The following is a 16,022-nucleotide window of genomic DNA, read 5'->3' as shown; positions in this document are numbered from 1 at the left end:
TGTCACAGTAACTTCGGATTGTACTGGAAAGCCTACATGCTGAATGTCATCAAGGACCCGGTTATGGATATGCCCAACGTCAGGGACGATGGCGGAATTGCCGCCGAAGACGTTACGGTTACCTACCGGAACGGACATACGGCACTCTGGAATGCCAGTTTCTCGATCCCGCGCGGAACCGTCACGGCTCTTGTCGGCGTCAATGGCGCGGGCAAGTCGACGCTGTTCAAGGCCATCATGGGGTTCGTGCCCACAGCCAAGGGGCGCATCCGGATCCTGGATATGACCGTCCGGGAAGCGCTCAAGAAGAACCTCGTTGCCTACGTTCCCCAATCGGAGGAAGTCGACTGGTCATTCCCCGTTCTGGTGGAGGACGTGGTGATGATGGGCCGGTATGGCCACATGGGGTTTTTGCGACGGCCAAAGCCTGCGGACCATGCCGCGGTCGACCAGGCACTGACCCGCGTGAACATGCAGGATTTTCGGCATCGGCAGATTGGTGAGCTTTCCGGCGGTCAGCGCAAGCGCGTCTTTCTCGCCCGCGCTCTTGCCCAGGATGGTCAGGTAATCCTTCTGGACGAACCTTTCACCGGCGTCGACGTGAAAACAGAAGAGCAGATCGTGGCGTTGCTGCGAGAGTTGCAGGCCGAGGGCAGGGTGATGCTTGTCTCCACCCATAACCTCGGTTCCGTTCCCGAATTCTGCGACAGGACGGTGCTGGTCAAGGGAACGGTGCTCGACTACGGGCCAACCGCGACAACCTTCACCCGTCAGAACCTGGAGAAGGCCTTTGGCGGGGTGCTGCGCCATTTCACCATTTCCGACCAGACCCTGCACACCGATGGCGATCAGCGTACGGTGACGATCCTGACCGACGACGAGCGCCCGTTCGTTCAATATGGCGACGAAGTGCAGACGAGAGAGGCGCGCGACTGATGGAGCCTTTCAGTTTCGCCTATCTTCTCGAACCCTTTCAATACGGCTACATGACCAACGCCATGTGGGTTTCCGCACTCGTTGGCGGGGTTTGCGCTTTTCTGTCGTCCTACCTGATGTTGAAGGGTTGGTCGCTGATCGGCGATGCCCTGTCTCATTCGGTCGTGCCGGGTGTGGCCGGTGCCTATATCCTGGGCCTGCCGTTTTCTCTCGGAGCGTTTCTGGCAGGCGGACTTGCAGCCGGGGCCATGCTGTTCCTGTCCGAACGGTCGGGCCTCAAGGTCGACGTCATCATCGGCCTCATCTTCACGTCCTTCTTCGGCCTTGGTCTCTTCATCGTTTCCATCAGCCCCATGTCGGTCTCGGTCCAGACGATCACCATGGGCAATATTCTGGCCATCACGCCGGAAGATACCCTGCAACTGGCCATCATCGGCTTTGTGTCGTTGGCGATCCTGACGCTCAAGTGGAAGGATCTGATGGTCACTTTCTTCGACGAAAGCCATGCCCGCACAATCGGTCTGAGGCCCGGTCTCCTCAAGGCAATCTTCTTTGTGCTTCTGTCCGCCTCCGTGGTTGCGGCCATGCAGACGGTCGGGGCCTTTCTCGTTATTGCAATGGTGGTCACGCCCGGTGCGACGGCCTACCTCTTGTGCGACCGCTTCCCGCGCCTGATCCTGACCTCCATCGCAATTGGCACGCTCACCAGCTTTGCCGGGGCCTATATCAGCTACTTTCTGGACGGGGCCACGGGCGGTATCATCGTCACCTTGCAGACCCTGATCTTCCTGTTGACTTTCATTCTGGCGCCAAAGCACGGCCTTCTGGCCGCCAGACGCAAGTCGGCGGAAGCCCTGCGCCGGGGATACGCTGCGGACGTTGCGAAACCAGAAGCGGGAGATCAGGCCTGATGGACCTCGAGACACTGCTTCTGCCGTTCAAGTTCCCCTTCATGCAGAATGCGTTTCTGATCTGCGTGATCGTGTCCATCCCGACGGCTCTCTTGTCGAGCTTCCTGGTGATCAAGGGTTGGGCCCTGATGGGGGATGCTGTCAGCCACGCGGTTTTACCCGGCATCGTACTGGCTTACATCTTTGGCATACCATTGATCGTCGGCGCTTTTGCCGCCGGCATGGTCTGTGCCGTGCTGACGGGTTACCTGTCAGGCAACAGCCGGGTGAAGCAGGATACCGTGATGGGGGTCGTGTTTTCCGGCATGTTCGGCGTCGGCATCGTGCTTTACGTCTCGATCCGGACAAACGCTCATCTGGACCACATCCTGTTCGGCAACATGCTGGGCGTGGAGCAGCACGAGCTTGTAACAGCTGGCATCATCGCTCTTGTTGTCGGCGGCGCGCTTGTGCTGAAGTGGAAAGACCTTCTGTTGCACAGTTTCGATCCCGCCCAGGCTCAGGCCTCCGGTTTGCCGGTAAAACTGTTGCACTACGGCCTTCTGGCGGCACTGTCGCTGACGATCGTGGCCACGCTTTCTGCGGCGGGCCTTATCCTGGCGGTTGCCTTGCTCATTGCACCGGGGGCAATCGCATTCCTGTTGGTCCGCACCTTCAAGACGATGCTTTACGTGTCGGTGCTGGTCTGCATGGTTTCAATGGTCGCAGGCACCTATGCCAGCTTCTTTCTGGACAGCGCGCCAGCCCCCACCATTGTCCTCATTTTGACAGCGGTTTTCATCGCCGCGTTTGCCCGCCGTCAGATCCTGACCCGGCAAGCTTCCCTGCGCCGCGTTGACGACGCCGCATAGGGACAGATCTGGCCATACCGAAAGAGAACCGGTGCCGGACGCTCGGCACTGGTTTCGGGCAATCACTACGCTATCTGGATAGAAATCCCGGCCAGAAGACGCTCTCACGGCGGTTCCGGTGGCCAGTTTCTATATCATAGGTAGAATTTGCAAAGATGGAACAACTCATTGGCGTGAAAGTGTGTCGTTTCGCTTACAAATTGGTACACCTTATCGATTGTTGGCATACGGGAATTGCCGTAGATAACTGGTTTCAGGAAACAACCGTTTTCGGCAGTGCCGGCAAGTTCTGATCGGAGTTCCAATTGTCAATTTGGAAACAGCTCGTTCTCACCCTCCTGGTTGTCATCGTGGCGGCAGGGCTCTGGGTTCGTTATTATCCGGGGGCCGGCGCACACCTGTCCGCCTGGGGGATCGACTGGCTGGATTTTGCCGTAGCCGATGCAGCGCCAAGCGAAGGTGATCAACCACGGCGTGGCCGGGGTGGGCCGCAAGGCGCCGTCGTTGCAACACCGGTTGTCGAAATCACGATCAATGATCGTCTGTCGGCCATAGGTACCAGCACAGCGCTGCAGTCTGTTGCCGTGACGCCTTACACCAGCGGCCGCATGACCGAGGTGCTGGTCAAGTCCGGCGCCACCGTGAAGGCCGGCGACGTCATTGCCAAACTGGATCTGGACGCCGAACAGATCGCGGTCGAACGGGCTGCAAATGCTCTGAAGGATGCCGAGGCCCGGCTTCAGCGTATGCAGGTGCTGCGGAAAACCAATACTGCGACGGCTGTTCAGGTGACAGACGCGGAACTCTCGGTAGACAATGCGCGGCTGCAACTTCGCGAAGCCGAACTGGCGCTTTCCCGCCGCTCCATCGAAACTCCGATCACCGGCGTGGTCGGCATTCTTCCCATTACCGCAGGCAATTACGTTTCCTCGCAGACCGTCATCGCAACCATTGACGACCGCAGCGAAATTCTCGTCGATTTCTGGGTTCCGGAGCGGTTCGCCTCCGCTATCGCGGTGGGATCTCCGATCACCGCCACGTCTGTTGCCCGCCCGGGAGAAACCTTCGAGGGTGTCATCAGTGCCGTTGACAACCGCATCGATATCGACAGCCGTACACTTCAGGTTCGTGCCCGTTTTCCGAACAAGGCCGACAAGTTGAGAGCCGGCATGTCGTTCCAGGTTTCGATGAAGTTTCCCGGCGACAAGTATCCGGCTGTTGATCCGCTTGCCGTGCAATGGGGCTCCGACGGTGCCTTCGTCTGGGCCGTGCGTGAAGGCAAGGGCGTTCGCGTTCCGGTCAGCATTATCCAGCGCAACACCGACAGCGTGCTGGTCGACGCGGAGCTGACAGTCAACGACGAGGTCGTGACCGAAGGCATTCACCTGGTTCGCAACGGAGCCGACGTGACGGTTGCAGACCGCAAACAGGCTCCGGCATCGGACACTCCGGCGACAACTGCTTCCAGCCAAAGCGGTTCCTGAGAATTGACCTGAAGGTCTTGGAGAGATTGCCATGCAGATGGACCGTTTGAAGGAACTTGGCATCACCGGCCTGTTCGTGCGGCGTCCGGTTCTTGCCTTCGTGATCAACATGCTGATCGTGGTTGCGGGGATCGCGGCAATTTTCGGCATCGAAGTGCGCGAACTGCCCGATGTCGACCGCCCGGTCATCACCGTCAGCACCGATTATCCGGCCGCAGCTGCCGAAACCATCGACCGTGAAGTGACCGGTGTCATCGAAGGCGCAGTGGCGCGAGTCTCCGGCGTGAAGTCTATCTCTTCATCGTCTTCCTTTGGCCGAAGCCGTGTGACCGTGGAATTTTCCGATGATGTCGATCTGGACGTTGCCGCTTCCGACATGCGCGATGCGCTCGGGCGCATCACCAACGATCTGCCCGAGGACGCCGAGCCTTCCCGTATCATCAAGGCTGATGCCAATGCCCAGCCGGTATTGCGCCTGGGCCTGACTTCCGACCGCATGTCGGTCGAGGACATGACGGTGCTGGTGGAAGACGAGATTTCCGACGTCCTTGCCGCTGTTCCGGGTGTCGCGGACGTCCAGGTCTACGGTGACCGTGACAAGATCTTCCGGATCGACATCGACCAGGCCAAGATGGCCAGCCTCAATCTGACCATCGCCGATGTGGCCAATGCCCTGTCCTCCATGGCCTTCGATACGCCGGCTGGCTCGCTGACCAGTCAGAACCAGGATCTGATCGTTCGCGCCACGGCTTCTATTGATACGCCCGAAGAATTCGAAAGCGTCATCATCAATCGCCGTGCAAGGCTCCGCGACTTCGTGACTGTGACACTTGGGCCGGACCTGGGCCAGACACAGCTGCGCGCCAACGGCAAGTCGGGCATCGGCCTTGGCGTCATTCGTTCGGCCCAGTCGAACACGCTCGAGATTTCGGAAGGCGTTCGCTCCGCGGTCGACCGTATCCAGGAGAACCTGCCCGAAGGCATGACCATTGAGGTCACCAGCGATGACGCCACCTTCATCAATGGCGCCATTCATGAAGTCGAGATTGCCCTTGCCATCTCGGTCAGCATCGTTCTGCTGATCATCTTCATTTTCCTGTGGGACTGGCGGGCAACCATCATTCCGGGCGTGTCCCTGCCGGTGGCGCTGATCGGCACACTGGCGGCGATCTATCTTGCCGGGTTCTCCATCAACATCCTGACGCTGCTGGCGCTGGTTCTGGCAACTGGCCTTGTCGTCGACGATGCCATCGTGGTGCTGGAAAACATCGTGCGCAGGCGAAACGAAGGCATCGGACCACGCGCTGCGGCGGTTCTGGGGGCCGAAGAGGTCTTCTTCGCAGTGCTGGCGACAACCGCGACACTGATTGCCGTGTTCGTACCGCTCTCCTTCCTGCCGGGGCAGACCGGCGGGCTGTTCCGCGAATTCGGCTTCGTACTCGCCATCGCGGTGTTCCTGTCCTCCATCGTGGCGCTGTCGCTCTGTCCCATGCTGGCCTCGCGCATTCTCAAGAGCAAACCGGCCGGTAAGGCCGATGATCACGGTGGCGGTGCCGGTGGTCTGGGGCGGATGTTGAGCGCGCTCTACCGGCGCTGCCTGCACGCATGCCTTGATGCACCGATGGTGGTTGTCGCTATTTCGCTGCTGTTTGCAGCCACCGCAGGTGTCCTGTTTCCCACCATCAAGTCGGAACTGACGCCGACTGAAGACCGCTCGATTGCCTTCATGCGCATTTCCGCGCCTCAAGGCGTCAGCCTCGATTACCTGTCTCAGCAGATGCGCCAGATCGAAAACCTGCTGGAGCCTTACCGCGAAAGCGGCGAGATCAACAGCACCTTCTCGATTGCGGGAACAGGCGGTTCCAAGAACAGCGGCTTCATCGTCATGCGTCTGGCGCCATGGGACCAGCGCGAGCGCTCGCAACAGCAGATCCTGTCCGAGGTCAGTGCGCTTGTGCGCGATGTACCGGGTGTGCGGGCCTTCGCCTTCCAGCCCAACAGCCTCGGCATTCGCGGTGCCGGGTCCGGCCTTCAGTTTGCCGTCGCCGGCAGCAACGACTATGCGACGCTCGGCGCTACGGCGGACAAGATCATCTCGGCGATGGAGCAGGACCCAAGGTTCCGTCAGGTGCGCCTGTCCACCGAGGCCACCCAGCCGCAGCTTTCGGTTTCCATCGATCGCGAACGCGCCTCCGACCTTGGCATCGACATCAACGGACTGGGCACGGCCATGCAGGCCATGCTGGACGGCCGCAAGATCGGTCAGGTTTTCATCAACGATCAGGCCTATGACGTGAAATTCGTCTCCACGTCCAATCCGATCAACGATCCGACGGACATGGAGAACATCTTCATCAAGACAGGTGATGGCCGCTTTGTACCCGTGTCGACCATTGCCAGCCTGGTGGAAAAGGCTGTGCCGCCTTCTCTTGCAAGGGAACAGCAGTTGCGCTCCGTCGCTGTTACGGCAGGTCTTGCGGACGATTTCGCCCTCGGCAATGCCTATGAGGAAGCGCTGAAGATCGCCGAACCGTTGCTGCCGCCCGGTGCCCGTATCGTGCCGCTGGCGGAAACGGCAACGCTGGGTGAACAGTCATCCTCCATGGCGCGCACCTTCGGCTTTGCGATCATCATCATCCTGCTTGTGCTGGCGGCCCAGTTCGAGAGCTTCATCAGTGCGCTCATCATCATGGCGACGGTTCCGCTTGGCCTGGCCTGCGCTGTCTTCGCCATGCTGCTGACCGGGACGACACTCAACGTCTATTCCCAGATCGGCCTCGTGCTGCTTGTGGGCATCATGGCGAAGAACGGCATCCTGATCGTGGAATTTGCGAACCAGCTGCGGGATCGCGGACAGGGATTGCGCGAAGCGATCGAGAATGCCTCGAACATTCGACTGAGACCGGTAATGATGACCATGATCTGTACCATTGTCGGCGGCGTGCCGCTGATCATGGCAAGCGGGGCAGGGGCAGAAGCGCGAATTGCCCTGGGGTTTGTCATCGTCGGCGGTCTGGGCCTTGCGACTGTCTCGACCCTGTTCCTGACACCGGTTGCCTATCTCCTGCTCGGACGGTTCATCACACCGGCCGTTCAGGAAGAAGAGCGCCTCCACAAGGAAATGGACGCGGCAAGGGCGATAGGTCAGCAACCGGGCGAGTGACAACACTGGAAAGCCGGCTTTGAGCTGGCTTTCACCCAACCGCAGACATCTTGGACGCAGCGCAGCTGAGATCCGGGATTGGAGAGCCGGTTCGCGCCAGTTGAGGCAGGTGAACTAGGTATCTTCAAAATCGAAAGACAGTGCCTCTCCGATCCCGGCTCATGCTGCGCTTGGCCGGGATGACGATGGGGAGGCTGGTTTTGACAGTGAGCAAAGGCTGCCACCCACCTTCTGGTTTCTCGGCGCAGTCTCCCCTTTCAGTTTGTCATCCCGGACGCAGCGCAGCGAAGATCCGGGATCGGGGTGCCGGTGCAGATGAAACGGGTACCTTGATATCCGAAAGACCAGTGCCGCTCCGATCCTGATTTGCGTCACGCATAGTCGGATTGGCGAGCAGAGGCATCGCGAAAAAAAACAAACCGCCCGCATGTCCACGGGCGGTTTTCGTTTTTGTCTTACCGCCCGGTGATGGCCGGGAAGAACAGCAGGATACCTACGGCGAGTATCTGCAGGGCGATAAACGGCAGCAGCGAGCGGAAGATCGTTGCCAGCGTTATGCCCGGTGGTGCCACGCTCTTGAGATAGAAGGCGGCAGGCCCGAACGGCGGTGACAGGAACGACACCTGCATGTTCATGCAGAACAGAACGCCAAACCAGACCGGATCGTAGCCGAGATCCTTGATGATCGGCACGAAGATCGGCATCGTCAGCAGCGCGATCCCGACCCAGTCCAGGAACATGCCGAGCACGAACAGGATCAGCATCATGAACAGCAGGATGATGGTCGGATTGTCGGAGATGCCGGAAATGAGGGCCGAGACGAACTTGATGCCGCCCATCAGGTTGAACACACCGACCAGAGCACTTGCACCTATACCGATCCACACGATCATGCCGACGGTCTGAAGCGTCTGCAGGGCAGCGCCTTTCAGAAGCTCGAGTGTAAATTCCCCCCGAACCACCGTCGACAGCAGCACCCCGGCAACGCCGACCGCCGATGCCTCGGTGACACTCGCGATGCCGCCGTAAATGGAGCCAAGCACGCCGGCAACCACGGTAAGCGGCAGGATCAGCCCTTTCAGGAGACGGAGTTTTTCCGCCATCGGCACAGGTTCTTCGTCCTGTACCGGTGCGATGGCCGGGTTGAGGTAAGCCCGGATCAGGACGTAGGCGACATAAAAACCAGCCAGCATCAGACCCGGCAGAAAGGCGGCGGTGAAGAGATCGCCGACCGAGACGTTGGCGGTAAGGCCGTAGATAATGAGTACGATGGACGGCGGTACCATGGTGCCGAGCGCACCGCCTGCGCACACGACGCCGATGGCCAGGTGCTTGTCGTAGCCGAGGCGCAGCATCTGGGGCAGTGCAACAAGGCCGAGCAGCACGACTTCGCCGCCGATGATGCCGCTCATGGCCGCCAGGATCACTGCCACGACGATGGTCTGGATAGCGACCCCGCCGCGCAGGCGTCCGCCCAACAGCTTCATGGCGTCGAACAGATCTCGGGCGATGCCTGATCGATCAAGGATTGCCGCCATCAGAACGAACATCGGCACGGAGACGAAGACGAAGGAACCGACGAAGGAGTAGACGCGGCTGGTGATCAGCGGCACGACCATGGGACCAAACCAGCCGAGCGCGAAAATCAGCGCGACCAGCAGGGTGACGAAGGCAAGCGGGATGCCGGACACCAGCAGCACCAGCAGCATCGCGAACATGAGCAGCGTGCCGGTCTCGATGCCGAGCCCTTGAAGGGAGCCGAAGAACTCTGTCACTTGCGCCCCCTGGCGTAATTATAGGCAAGAATGAGGAACTGGACGGCCATCACCGTCATGACAACCAGAAGGAAAACCTTGATCAGACCCGGGAAGACAGGGTCCCAGGCACTGCCGGAGCGTTCCAGACGGAAGCTGCCATCGGGACGAAAAGCCGCCTTCTGGACCATCAGCCAGCTGGCGTAGGCAAAAAAGGTGCTGGCCACCATGCAGATGAGCGAGATGACGACATCAAGGACACGCCGCAGAGGTGGCGGCAACGTGTCGTAGATCAGCACGACCCTGATGTGGCGGTCGCGCGCGGTGCAGTAGAGCCCGCCATAGAGAAAGGCGGCACCGCACAGGAAGATGGTGGTCTCGTGCGCCCAGATTGTGGGGGCGTTGAAGACGTAGCGCAAAAGCACTTCGTTGATGAGGATCAGCATCGATGCAACGATGCCGATGGCAAACAGCAAGCCGCCCCTGTCGATCCAGCGCCCGAGCATGCCGGCCTCGGCAATGGCGCCGGGATCCTTTTCCCGCTCCGGGGTTTCGTTCGGTTCCACCAAGGTTTCCTCCAGCTTCTTTTACAAAACGGGCGCCCGAAGGCGCCCGCCAGGTAACCACATTGAGGCAGCTTACTGCATCAGGCCGTTTTCTTTCAGGTAGCTGGTCAGAACGTCATAGACCTTCTGGGCATTCTCTGAACGTTCGGCGACCTTGGCCCATTCGCCGGTGGCGATGGAGCGGAATTTCGCGCGTTCTTCCGGCGACCAGTCCGTGACGGTCACCTTGCCGCTGGCATTGGCTTCCTCGACGGCTTTCTGGTCGCTTTCGGCGAGAGCTGCCACCTGCGCGTTGGCGAAATCCCTGACGCTTTCTTCAAGGGCGGTCTTGAGATCGTCCGGCAAGGCATCCCACTTGGCCTTGTTCATGGAGATTTCCACCAGCGGCATGGAGTGGAAGCCCGGATAGACCGGGTTCGGGGCAACGTCGTGCATGCCCTGTGCCTGGTTGGTGGAGAAGACCGAGTAGTCGGCTGCGTCGATCACGCCCTTGTCGAGTGCGGTGAAGACTTCAGACCCCGGCAGGTTGACCGGAGCAGCGCCAGCCGCTGCAAACACCTGCTGCACCAGGCCTTCCGGTGCACGCATCTTCAGGCCTTTCAGGTCGTCAACGCCGTTCAGCGGAACCTTGGAGACGAAGGCCTCCAGGCCCGGTGTCGTCGCGCCGATGAAGTGCAGGCCGTAAGGCTCTACCAGCTCGTTCATCAGGTCCTTGCCGCCGCCATCGTACATGAAGGCAAACATCTGGTCCGGCGACGCCCAGGCGCCGACCGGGTTGGCGATCAGGCCGAAAGCCGGGTCCTTGCCGGCAAAGTAGGACGTGTCGGTGATATGGCCGTCAAGAATGCCGGATGCGATGGCATCCTGGGTCTCGCTGTGGGCCACAATCGACTCCACAGGCAGCAGCTCGACCTCGATCTTGCCGCCGGTCTTTTCCTTCACGCTCGCGGCCCAGCCCTGCTGGAGCACGAAATTCGGGTTGCCCGCCGGGTCGGAAGACTGGAAGCGGAACGAATAGTCCGCAGCCATGGCGGTCGTGGCAAGCGCACCGGCCGCAACGGCGGCAAGAGCGGTTCTGGTCAAGAGTTTGAGCATGATTTCCTCCCTAGTCGAAACGTCATCGCTCAAGAGGCGATGGTGGTACGAGGCGGCCTTGCTGGCCGCAGTTCTTTCATGGCTTTGTCGACAAGTTCATCGACAGGCCTTGAAATATCCAGGCTGAAGCCGGCTTCCCCGGCTTGCAGCGGTTCCAGCGTCGCCAGCTGGCTGTCCAGCAGCGTTTCACCGACAAAGTGTCCCTGGCGCCCCCCCAGGCGCTCGGCGATCAGGCCGCGTTCTCCAGCCAGGTGAACAAAAATGCACGAGGGCAGGGCAGCCCTCAAACGGTCCCGATAGGCCCGCTTCAGGCTGGAGCAGGCGATCACCGCGCCACCGGCACAGTAGATCTGCAGCTTGGCGGCAAGTGAAACTGCGTCCAGCCAGGGCATGCGGTCGGCATCGGTCAGCGCTTTGCCTGCCGCCATCTTGCGCTTGTTTTCCGGGCTGTGAAAGTCGTCAGCTTCAACCATGCCGACGCCAAGCCTGTCCGCGAGGCGGTTCGCCAGCAGGCTTTTGCCGGCGCCGCAAACGCCCATCACGACGATGGCCGTTTCGCCAGAGGCTGATGGCAATTCACCCTGCATTTCCGTCCCCGAATGATCTCGTTGTTGGGTGTATTAAAAATGATAGCGCTAACATTTGTCAAACACTTTTTTCTGGGATATTATCGAAGGGTTGATTTGAAATGGTATAAACAATTGTAATGGTTGAATAATTTGAAAATAACGATCGCCGATGTTGCCCGGGAAGCTGGTGTTAGCGCTATGACTGTGTCGCGCGCGCTACGTGATCCTGACAAGGTCTCCGCCAAGACACTGACCAAAATCCGGGAGGTGGTCGACAGGCTCGGATACGTGCCGGATCCGGCGGCCAGCGCGCTTGCTGCGGGCAAGACCAACGTCATCGGCGTTATCGTGCCGTCTGTAACCAACAACGTCTTTTCCGATGTCATGCGAGGCATCTATGAAGCGGCTGAAGGGTCGAAATGGCAGATCCAGCTCGGCAATTCCCGCTATTCCCCACTTGAAGAAGAAAGCCTTGTGCGAACCTTCCTGAGCCAGCGTCCCGCTGGCCTGATCCTGTCAGGTCTCGATCAGTCGGAAGACACGGCCCGGCTGCTGGAGCGGGCAGACTGCCGCATCGTCCAGATCATGGAGTGCGGGCCGGCGCCATATGACATGATGGTCGGCTTTTCCCACGTGGAAGCCTCTGCCGCGGCAACTCGCCATCTTCTTTCTGCCGGATACAGGCGACCGGGCTATATCGCTGCCCGGCTCGATCCGCGCAGCCAGCGCCGCCTTGCGGGGTTTCGCGGGGAGGCGGAAAAGGCAGGCGTCTTCGATGCGGGCCGGATCGTGACGACACCGCGTCCTTCAACCGTCACCCTGGGCTGTGAACTGGTCGCCGACCTTCTGTCGAAGGCGCCGGAAACCGATGCGATCCTGTGCAACAACGATGACCTTGCGCTCGGCGCGCTGTTCGAGTGCCAGCGGCGCGGTATCCGGGTTCCGGATCAGATGGGTATCTGCGGTTTCAACGATCTGGAAATGATGGCCGCCGCCAACCCGCCGATCACCAGCGTGCGGACGTTCCGCCTGGCCATGGGGCGCGATGCCTTTCGCATGCTGACGGGGGCCCTTGCCGGAATTGAGCCGGAACAGCCGGTGGTCGATCTCGGCTACGAGGTCGTGGCACGTGGCAGCACAGCCCGAAACGGGCAAGGCTAGAAGATATCTTTTAAGGGAAGAAAAACTGGCTGGGGTGGAAGGATTCGAACCTTCGCATGGCGGTACCAAAAACCGCTGCCTTACCGCTTGGCTACACCCCAAGGCCGTGGGGACGCTGTATAGCGAGCCTCGATCCTTTGCGCAAGTCTCCACAAGCGCAAACTTTGACGGGGAAGGACCGGTTTTCCCCAGGTGCGTTGCAAGGCCATCGCCGGGATGATCAGAGGCCGTTTCAATCCGCTTCAAGGTGGCGGAACGGCAAGCCGGACTTGGTGTGTCTGCTGGAAAGCGGCGTATTTCGCTCCTGCCTTGCCGAGGTTGTTCACAGTTTCAAAAAAGTGACATTCGGCAATGCAAATCGCTTGCGGGATCAGACCAGCTTTGCTAAATGACCCTCCACGCAGCGAGGGCTTGCCCAGCTGTTCCCGATGAGCCTAGCTTTCTAAGCTCATATTCTGTGTCGGAGTGTAGCGCAGCCTGGTAGCGCACCTCGTTCGGGACGAGGGGGTCGGAGGTTCGAATCCTCTCACTCCGACCATTTTTTTCCTTCCAATTTGAACGCCTCGCGACCTGCAATGCCTGCGGACCTGTTTTCGCCCGCAGCGATTGGTACGCCTGCGTCGACGTTTTCTTCCCTAGGCCACCGTCTCGGCTGATCGAATTGGCACTTGCGATGCCCGTTGCCTTCCTTGCTGCAGCTGTGCGTTTCAGGCCTCCTTCTGCAACCTGCTGCCGTTGTGGCCCGTCTCTCGAGACCGATCTTTACATTCGTCCCCGATAAAAAGCGTGGTTTGATCAGGCTGCGCGCCACTTGCTTGCCGGACTGGAAGATACTAGCAAGTGCTCGTTTTGATTGAGAGTTTTGCGAAATAAAACTGAAATTAAATCGATTGCTAAACAAAAATCCTCAACCATATGAGGCAATTTTCCCGCAAAAATTGCTTGCAACCTGTGGCTTAAACCCTTAGGGCAGCATTAACAAAAAAGACAATGCGGGAAAAGACAATGCGCAACAGTTTCGCTGTTTTTTGAACAACTTGCCGGTTCTGAATTTGAAGGGCCGGCGACGATAGCTGCCTTTTTACGATCCTGATCATTGGCCTGCCGGCTCTCCCGGCAGAACGCCTCTGCACGCCCTGCGTGCTGTCCGTCAAAAAACAGATACTCCAGGCACAGACAATGTTTTTCCAATTTTTCGTACCGCCGAATTTCGTCTCCGGTCATCGCAATGCGAGGTCCTTGTGGCTTGGACATCGCCGCAAGTACTGGAAACCGGTGCTGGTGGCAGCAAGTCTGCTGGCTGTGTGCACGCAAGCCTCCGCCCAATCGGAACAGCCGGACCAGAAGACCCTCACTGAACGGTTCAAGGCTTGGACGGTGACGTGCGTGGAGGCCGAAACACGCACCTGCCGGATGACGCAGGAACTGGTGCAGGAAAAGACCGGGCAACGACTGTCCGCATTGTTGGTCGAGGAACGGGCCGGGGAGGGGCCGGTGCTAACGGTTCTGGCGCCCTTTGGCCTGGCCTTCTCGCAAGGTCTCACACTTGTGGTGGATGACGTTGAGTTGCCGAAGGCGCAGTTCCTGACCTGCCTTCCCTCAGGCTGCGTGGTGCCGGTGCCGCTGGATGAAGCAGCCCTTGAAAAACTCCGGACGGGCAATCGGCTCACCGCAGTCGGTGTCACCGCCACCAACGACAAGCAGGTCCGCATCGAGTTTTCGCTGCAGGGGTCCTCTGCCGCATTGGCCCGGTTGAAGGACCTTTCCGCGGGCAAGACGACCGACTGACACCATGCGAGCACTTGCGCGTTTCCTGGCTCCGCTTGCAGGGGCACTGCTGTTTGCACTGCCCGGGGCGGCTCAAACGCCTGCGGGGATCGAGGACGTGCTGCGCCAGCAGCAGCAGATCATCGAGCGCGAGGAACAGCAGCGCCGATTGGAGCGTGACCGTTTTCTGGGCGGAACGACGGAACCATCCCAGCGTTCGCCGGATCTGCTGCCGCAGGCAACCGGCGGCGAGGGACCGTGTGTTGATGTCGACAGGATCCGGTTCGAAGGCGCAAAGCGCGTTCCGGCAAACCAGCTGGAGTTGCTGGTCCGCAACCGTCAGGGCGCCTGCCTGACGCTGACCGATATTCAGAACGTACTCAGAATGGCGACCAATTATTACGTCGAAAAGGGCTTTGTCACCTCGCGCGCCTATCTGGTGCCGCAGGATCTCGGCTCCGGCGAATTGCGTGTCCTCATCGTCGAAGGCTCGGTGTCCGAGGTTCGCCTTCAGGAAAACGGCAAGGCACGGCGAGGGGCAACGCAGCTTTTCGGCGAGCGTACTGGCCGGATCATGAATATTCGTGATTTCGAGCAGGGGCTGGAGCAGATCAACCGGCTGGGGTCGAAGGAAGCCGTCATCCGCATCGAGCCGGGCGCGGGCGTTGGCCAGAGCATAGTCACCATCGAGGTGAAAGATGCCTACGCGGTGCAACTGTCCGCGTCGTTGGACAATGGCGGAGCCACAAGCACCGGCCGTCATCAGTGGAACGGCATCGCAGGATTTGAGGACGTGCTCGGGTTGAACGAGCTGTTGACGATATCTGCCCGCAGCTCGCTCGATAGGCTGGACGAGCGTATCTATTCGCGCTCGATCAACGCCTATCTGTCCGTGCCCTGGCGGTATTGGACCGTCAACATCAGCGGGTCCTATCTGGACTATCTGTCCAGCCTGGAAAGCCCGTCGGGCGACTACAGCTATGACGGCACCAGCTGGGAAGGCCGGGTGGAACTGGACCGGGTGCTCCACCGCACAGGGCGCTTTGTCTGGCGTGCCGGCGGCGCGTTCTCGCTGAAGGAGGCCAACAACTTCATCGAAGAGATCTTCATCGACGCCTCCAGCCAGCGGTTGGCCGTTCTGGAAGCTTCCACGAAGATCAGCGGCCGGATTGCCGGCGGGTTCGGACAGGCCAGTATCGCCTTCAAGCAGGGGCTGGAAGGCTTTGCCGCCCAGAAGGACAGCCGCCAGCTGAATGGGACGCCGGCGGCCCAGTTCAGCCAGGTGACGCTGTCGGGGTTCTACCAGCGGGTCTGGCAGAACCCGGTCGGCCAGCTTTCCTTCCAGGCCAGCACCTATGGCGCTTTTTCGCCCGACACGCTGTTTGCCTCCGAAAGGGTAACCATCGGCGGGCCTCTGTCCGTTCGCGGCTTCCGCGATGTCAGCCTGTCGGGTGATGCCGGTGGCTACAGCCAGCTTGAGCTTGGTTTCACCCCCGCATTCGCCAGTAAAGCTCCGGACAACCTGAAGCGGCTATTCGGTCTGCCGCAGGTGTTTGCCGGTCTGGATGCCGGCGGCGTCCTGGAAGATGCCGACGATCCGCTGGAAGGCGGAGAGCTGATGGGCGGTGCGGTCGGCCTGCGCCTGAGCGGCGGCATCGTGACCGGTGAAGTGGCTTATGAGCGGGCTCTGGCCCTTCCGACATTTCTGGATCCGGCGGAAAACGGCTTCTTGCGTTTCCGGCTGGGCATTTCTCAAACGTTTTAG

Annotated in this window: 12 protein-coding genes and 2 tRNA genes; 9 read left to right on the top strand and 5 right to left on the bottom strand. The window is 59.9% G+C overall.

The window, feature by feature from the left end:
• Window positions 1-36: 36 nt before the first annotated feature.
• The 5 genes from FIV05_RS25775 (at window position 37) to FIV05_RS25755 (ending at window position 7,345) form a co-directional block, all read left to right on the top strand.
• Window positions 37-936, top strand: coding sequence for a manganese/iron ABC transporter ATP-binding protein (locus FIV05_RS25775; RefSeq protein WP_062489545.1), 900 nt, complete (start codon window positions 37-39; stop codon window positions 934-936).
• Window positions 936-1,847 (top strand): metal ABC transporter permease, encoded by a 912-nt coding sequence (locus FIV05_RS25770; RefSeq protein WP_152511478.1) that lies wholly within the window; start codon window positions 936-938, stop codon window positions 1,845-1,847. The genes FIV05_RS25775 and FIV05_RS25770 overlap by 1 nt, the downstream gene beginning before the upstream one ends.
• Complete coding sequence (locus FIV05_RS25765) at window positions 1,847-2,698, top strand: metal ABC transporter permease (RefSeq protein WP_152511477.1); 852 nt, start codon at window positions 1,847-1,849, stop codon at window positions 2,696-2,698. Before FIV05_RS25770 ends, FIV05_RS25765 begins: the two co-directional genes overlap by 1 nt.
• A 305-nt stretch (window positions 2,699-3,003) precedes the next feature.
• Window positions 3,004-4,182: an efflux RND transporter periplasmic adaptor subunit gene (locus FIV05_RS25760; RefSeq protein WP_152511476.1), complete on the top strand. Its 1,179-nt coding sequence runs from the start codon at window positions 3,004-3,006 to the stop codon at window positions 4,180-4,182.
• Between the two features lie 31 nt (window positions 4,183-4,213).
• Window positions 4,214-7,345, top strand: coding sequence for an efflux RND transporter permease subunit (locus FIV05_RS25755; protein ID WP_062489541.1), 3,132 nt, complete (start codon window positions 4,214-4,216; stop codon window positions 7,343-7,345).
• A gap of 455 nt (window positions 7,346-7,800) precedes the next feature.
• Here FIV05_RS25755 and FIV05_RS25750 read toward each other — a convergent pair whose 3' ends face one another.
• From FIV05_RS25750 to FIV05_RS25735, 4 genes are all read right to left on the bottom strand, one after another.
• Entirely contained in the window at window positions 7,801-9,063 is a 1,263-nt protein-coding gene (locus FIV05_RS25750) for a TRAP transporter large permease subunit (RefSeq protein WP_152512079.1), read from the bottom strand.
• A gap of 53 nt (window positions 9,064-9,116) precedes the next feature.
• Window positions 9,117-9,665: a TRAP transporter small permease gene (locus FIV05_RS25745; protein ID WP_031269566.1), complete on the bottom strand. Its 549-nt coding sequence runs from the start codon at window positions 9,663-9,665 to the stop codon at window positions 9,117-9,119.
• A 72-nt stretch (window positions 9,666-9,737) separates the two neighbouring features.
• Window positions 9,738-10,760: a TRAP transporter substrate-binding protein gene (locus FIV05_RS25740; protein ID WP_152511475.1), complete on the bottom strand. Its 1,023-nt coding sequence runs from the start codon at window positions 10,758-10,760 to the stop codon at window positions 9,738-9,740.
• Window positions 10,761-10,789: 29 nt separating this feature from the next.
• Window positions 10,790-11,347 (bottom strand): gluconokinase, encoded by a 558-nt coding sequence (locus FIV05_RS25735; protein WP_152511474.1) that lies wholly within the window; start codon window positions 11,345-11,347, stop codon window positions 10,790-10,792.
• A 180-nt stretch (window positions 11,348-11,527) separates the two neighbouring features.
• On the opposite strand from FIV05_RS25735, the gene FIV05_RS25730 reads away from it, so the two are divergent.
• A complete protein-coding gene (locus FIV05_RS25730) occupies window positions 11,528-12,490 on the top strand; it encodes a LacI family DNA-binding transcriptional regulator (protein ID WP_209009788.1) in 963 nt (320 codons plus the stop codon).
• Window positions 12,491-12,516: 26 nt separating this feature from the next.
• On the opposite strand, the gene FIV05_RS25725 is transcribed toward FIV05_RS25730, so the two are convergent.
• A tRNA-Gln gene (locus FIV05_RS25725) sits at window positions 12,517-12,591 on the bottom strand.
• A 360-nt stretch (window positions 12,592-12,951) separates the two neighbouring features.
• Between FIV05_RS25725 and FIV05_RS25720 the strand changes: the two genes are divergently transcribed.
• The 3 genes from FIV05_RS25720 to FIV05_RS25710 all read left to right on the top strand — a co-directional run bounded on the left by FIV05_RS25720 (window position 12,952) and on the right by FIV05_RS25710 (window position 16,022).
• A tRNA-Pro gene (locus tag FIV05_RS25720) sits at window positions 12,952-13,028 on the top strand.
• 641 nt (window positions 13,029-13,669) lie between these two features.
• Window positions 13,670-14,278 carry an invasion associated locus B family protein gene (locus FIV05_RS25715; protein WP_152511472.1) on the top strand — a complete coding sequence of 203 codons (609 nt, stop codon included), beginning with the start codon at window positions 13,670-13,672 and terminating at the stop codon, window positions 14,276-14,278.
• Between the two features lie 4 nt (window positions 14,279-14,282).
• Window positions 14,283-16,022: a ShlB/FhaC/HecB family hemolysin secretion/activation protein gene (locus FIV05_RS25710; RefSeq protein WP_152511471.1), complete on the top strand. Its 1,740-nt coding sequence runs from the start codon at window positions 14,283-14,285 to the stop codon at window positions 16,020-16,022.

This window comes from Labrenzia sp. THAF191a (assembly GCF_009363335.1).
GTDB classification, from domain to species: Bacteria; Pseudomonadota; Alphaproteobacteria; order Rhizobiales; family Stappiaceae; genus Roseibium; species Roseibium algicola.
The sequence above is the reverse complement of the archived record's forward strand: the minus strand, read 5'-3'. Positions and strand labels throughout refer to the sequence as shown.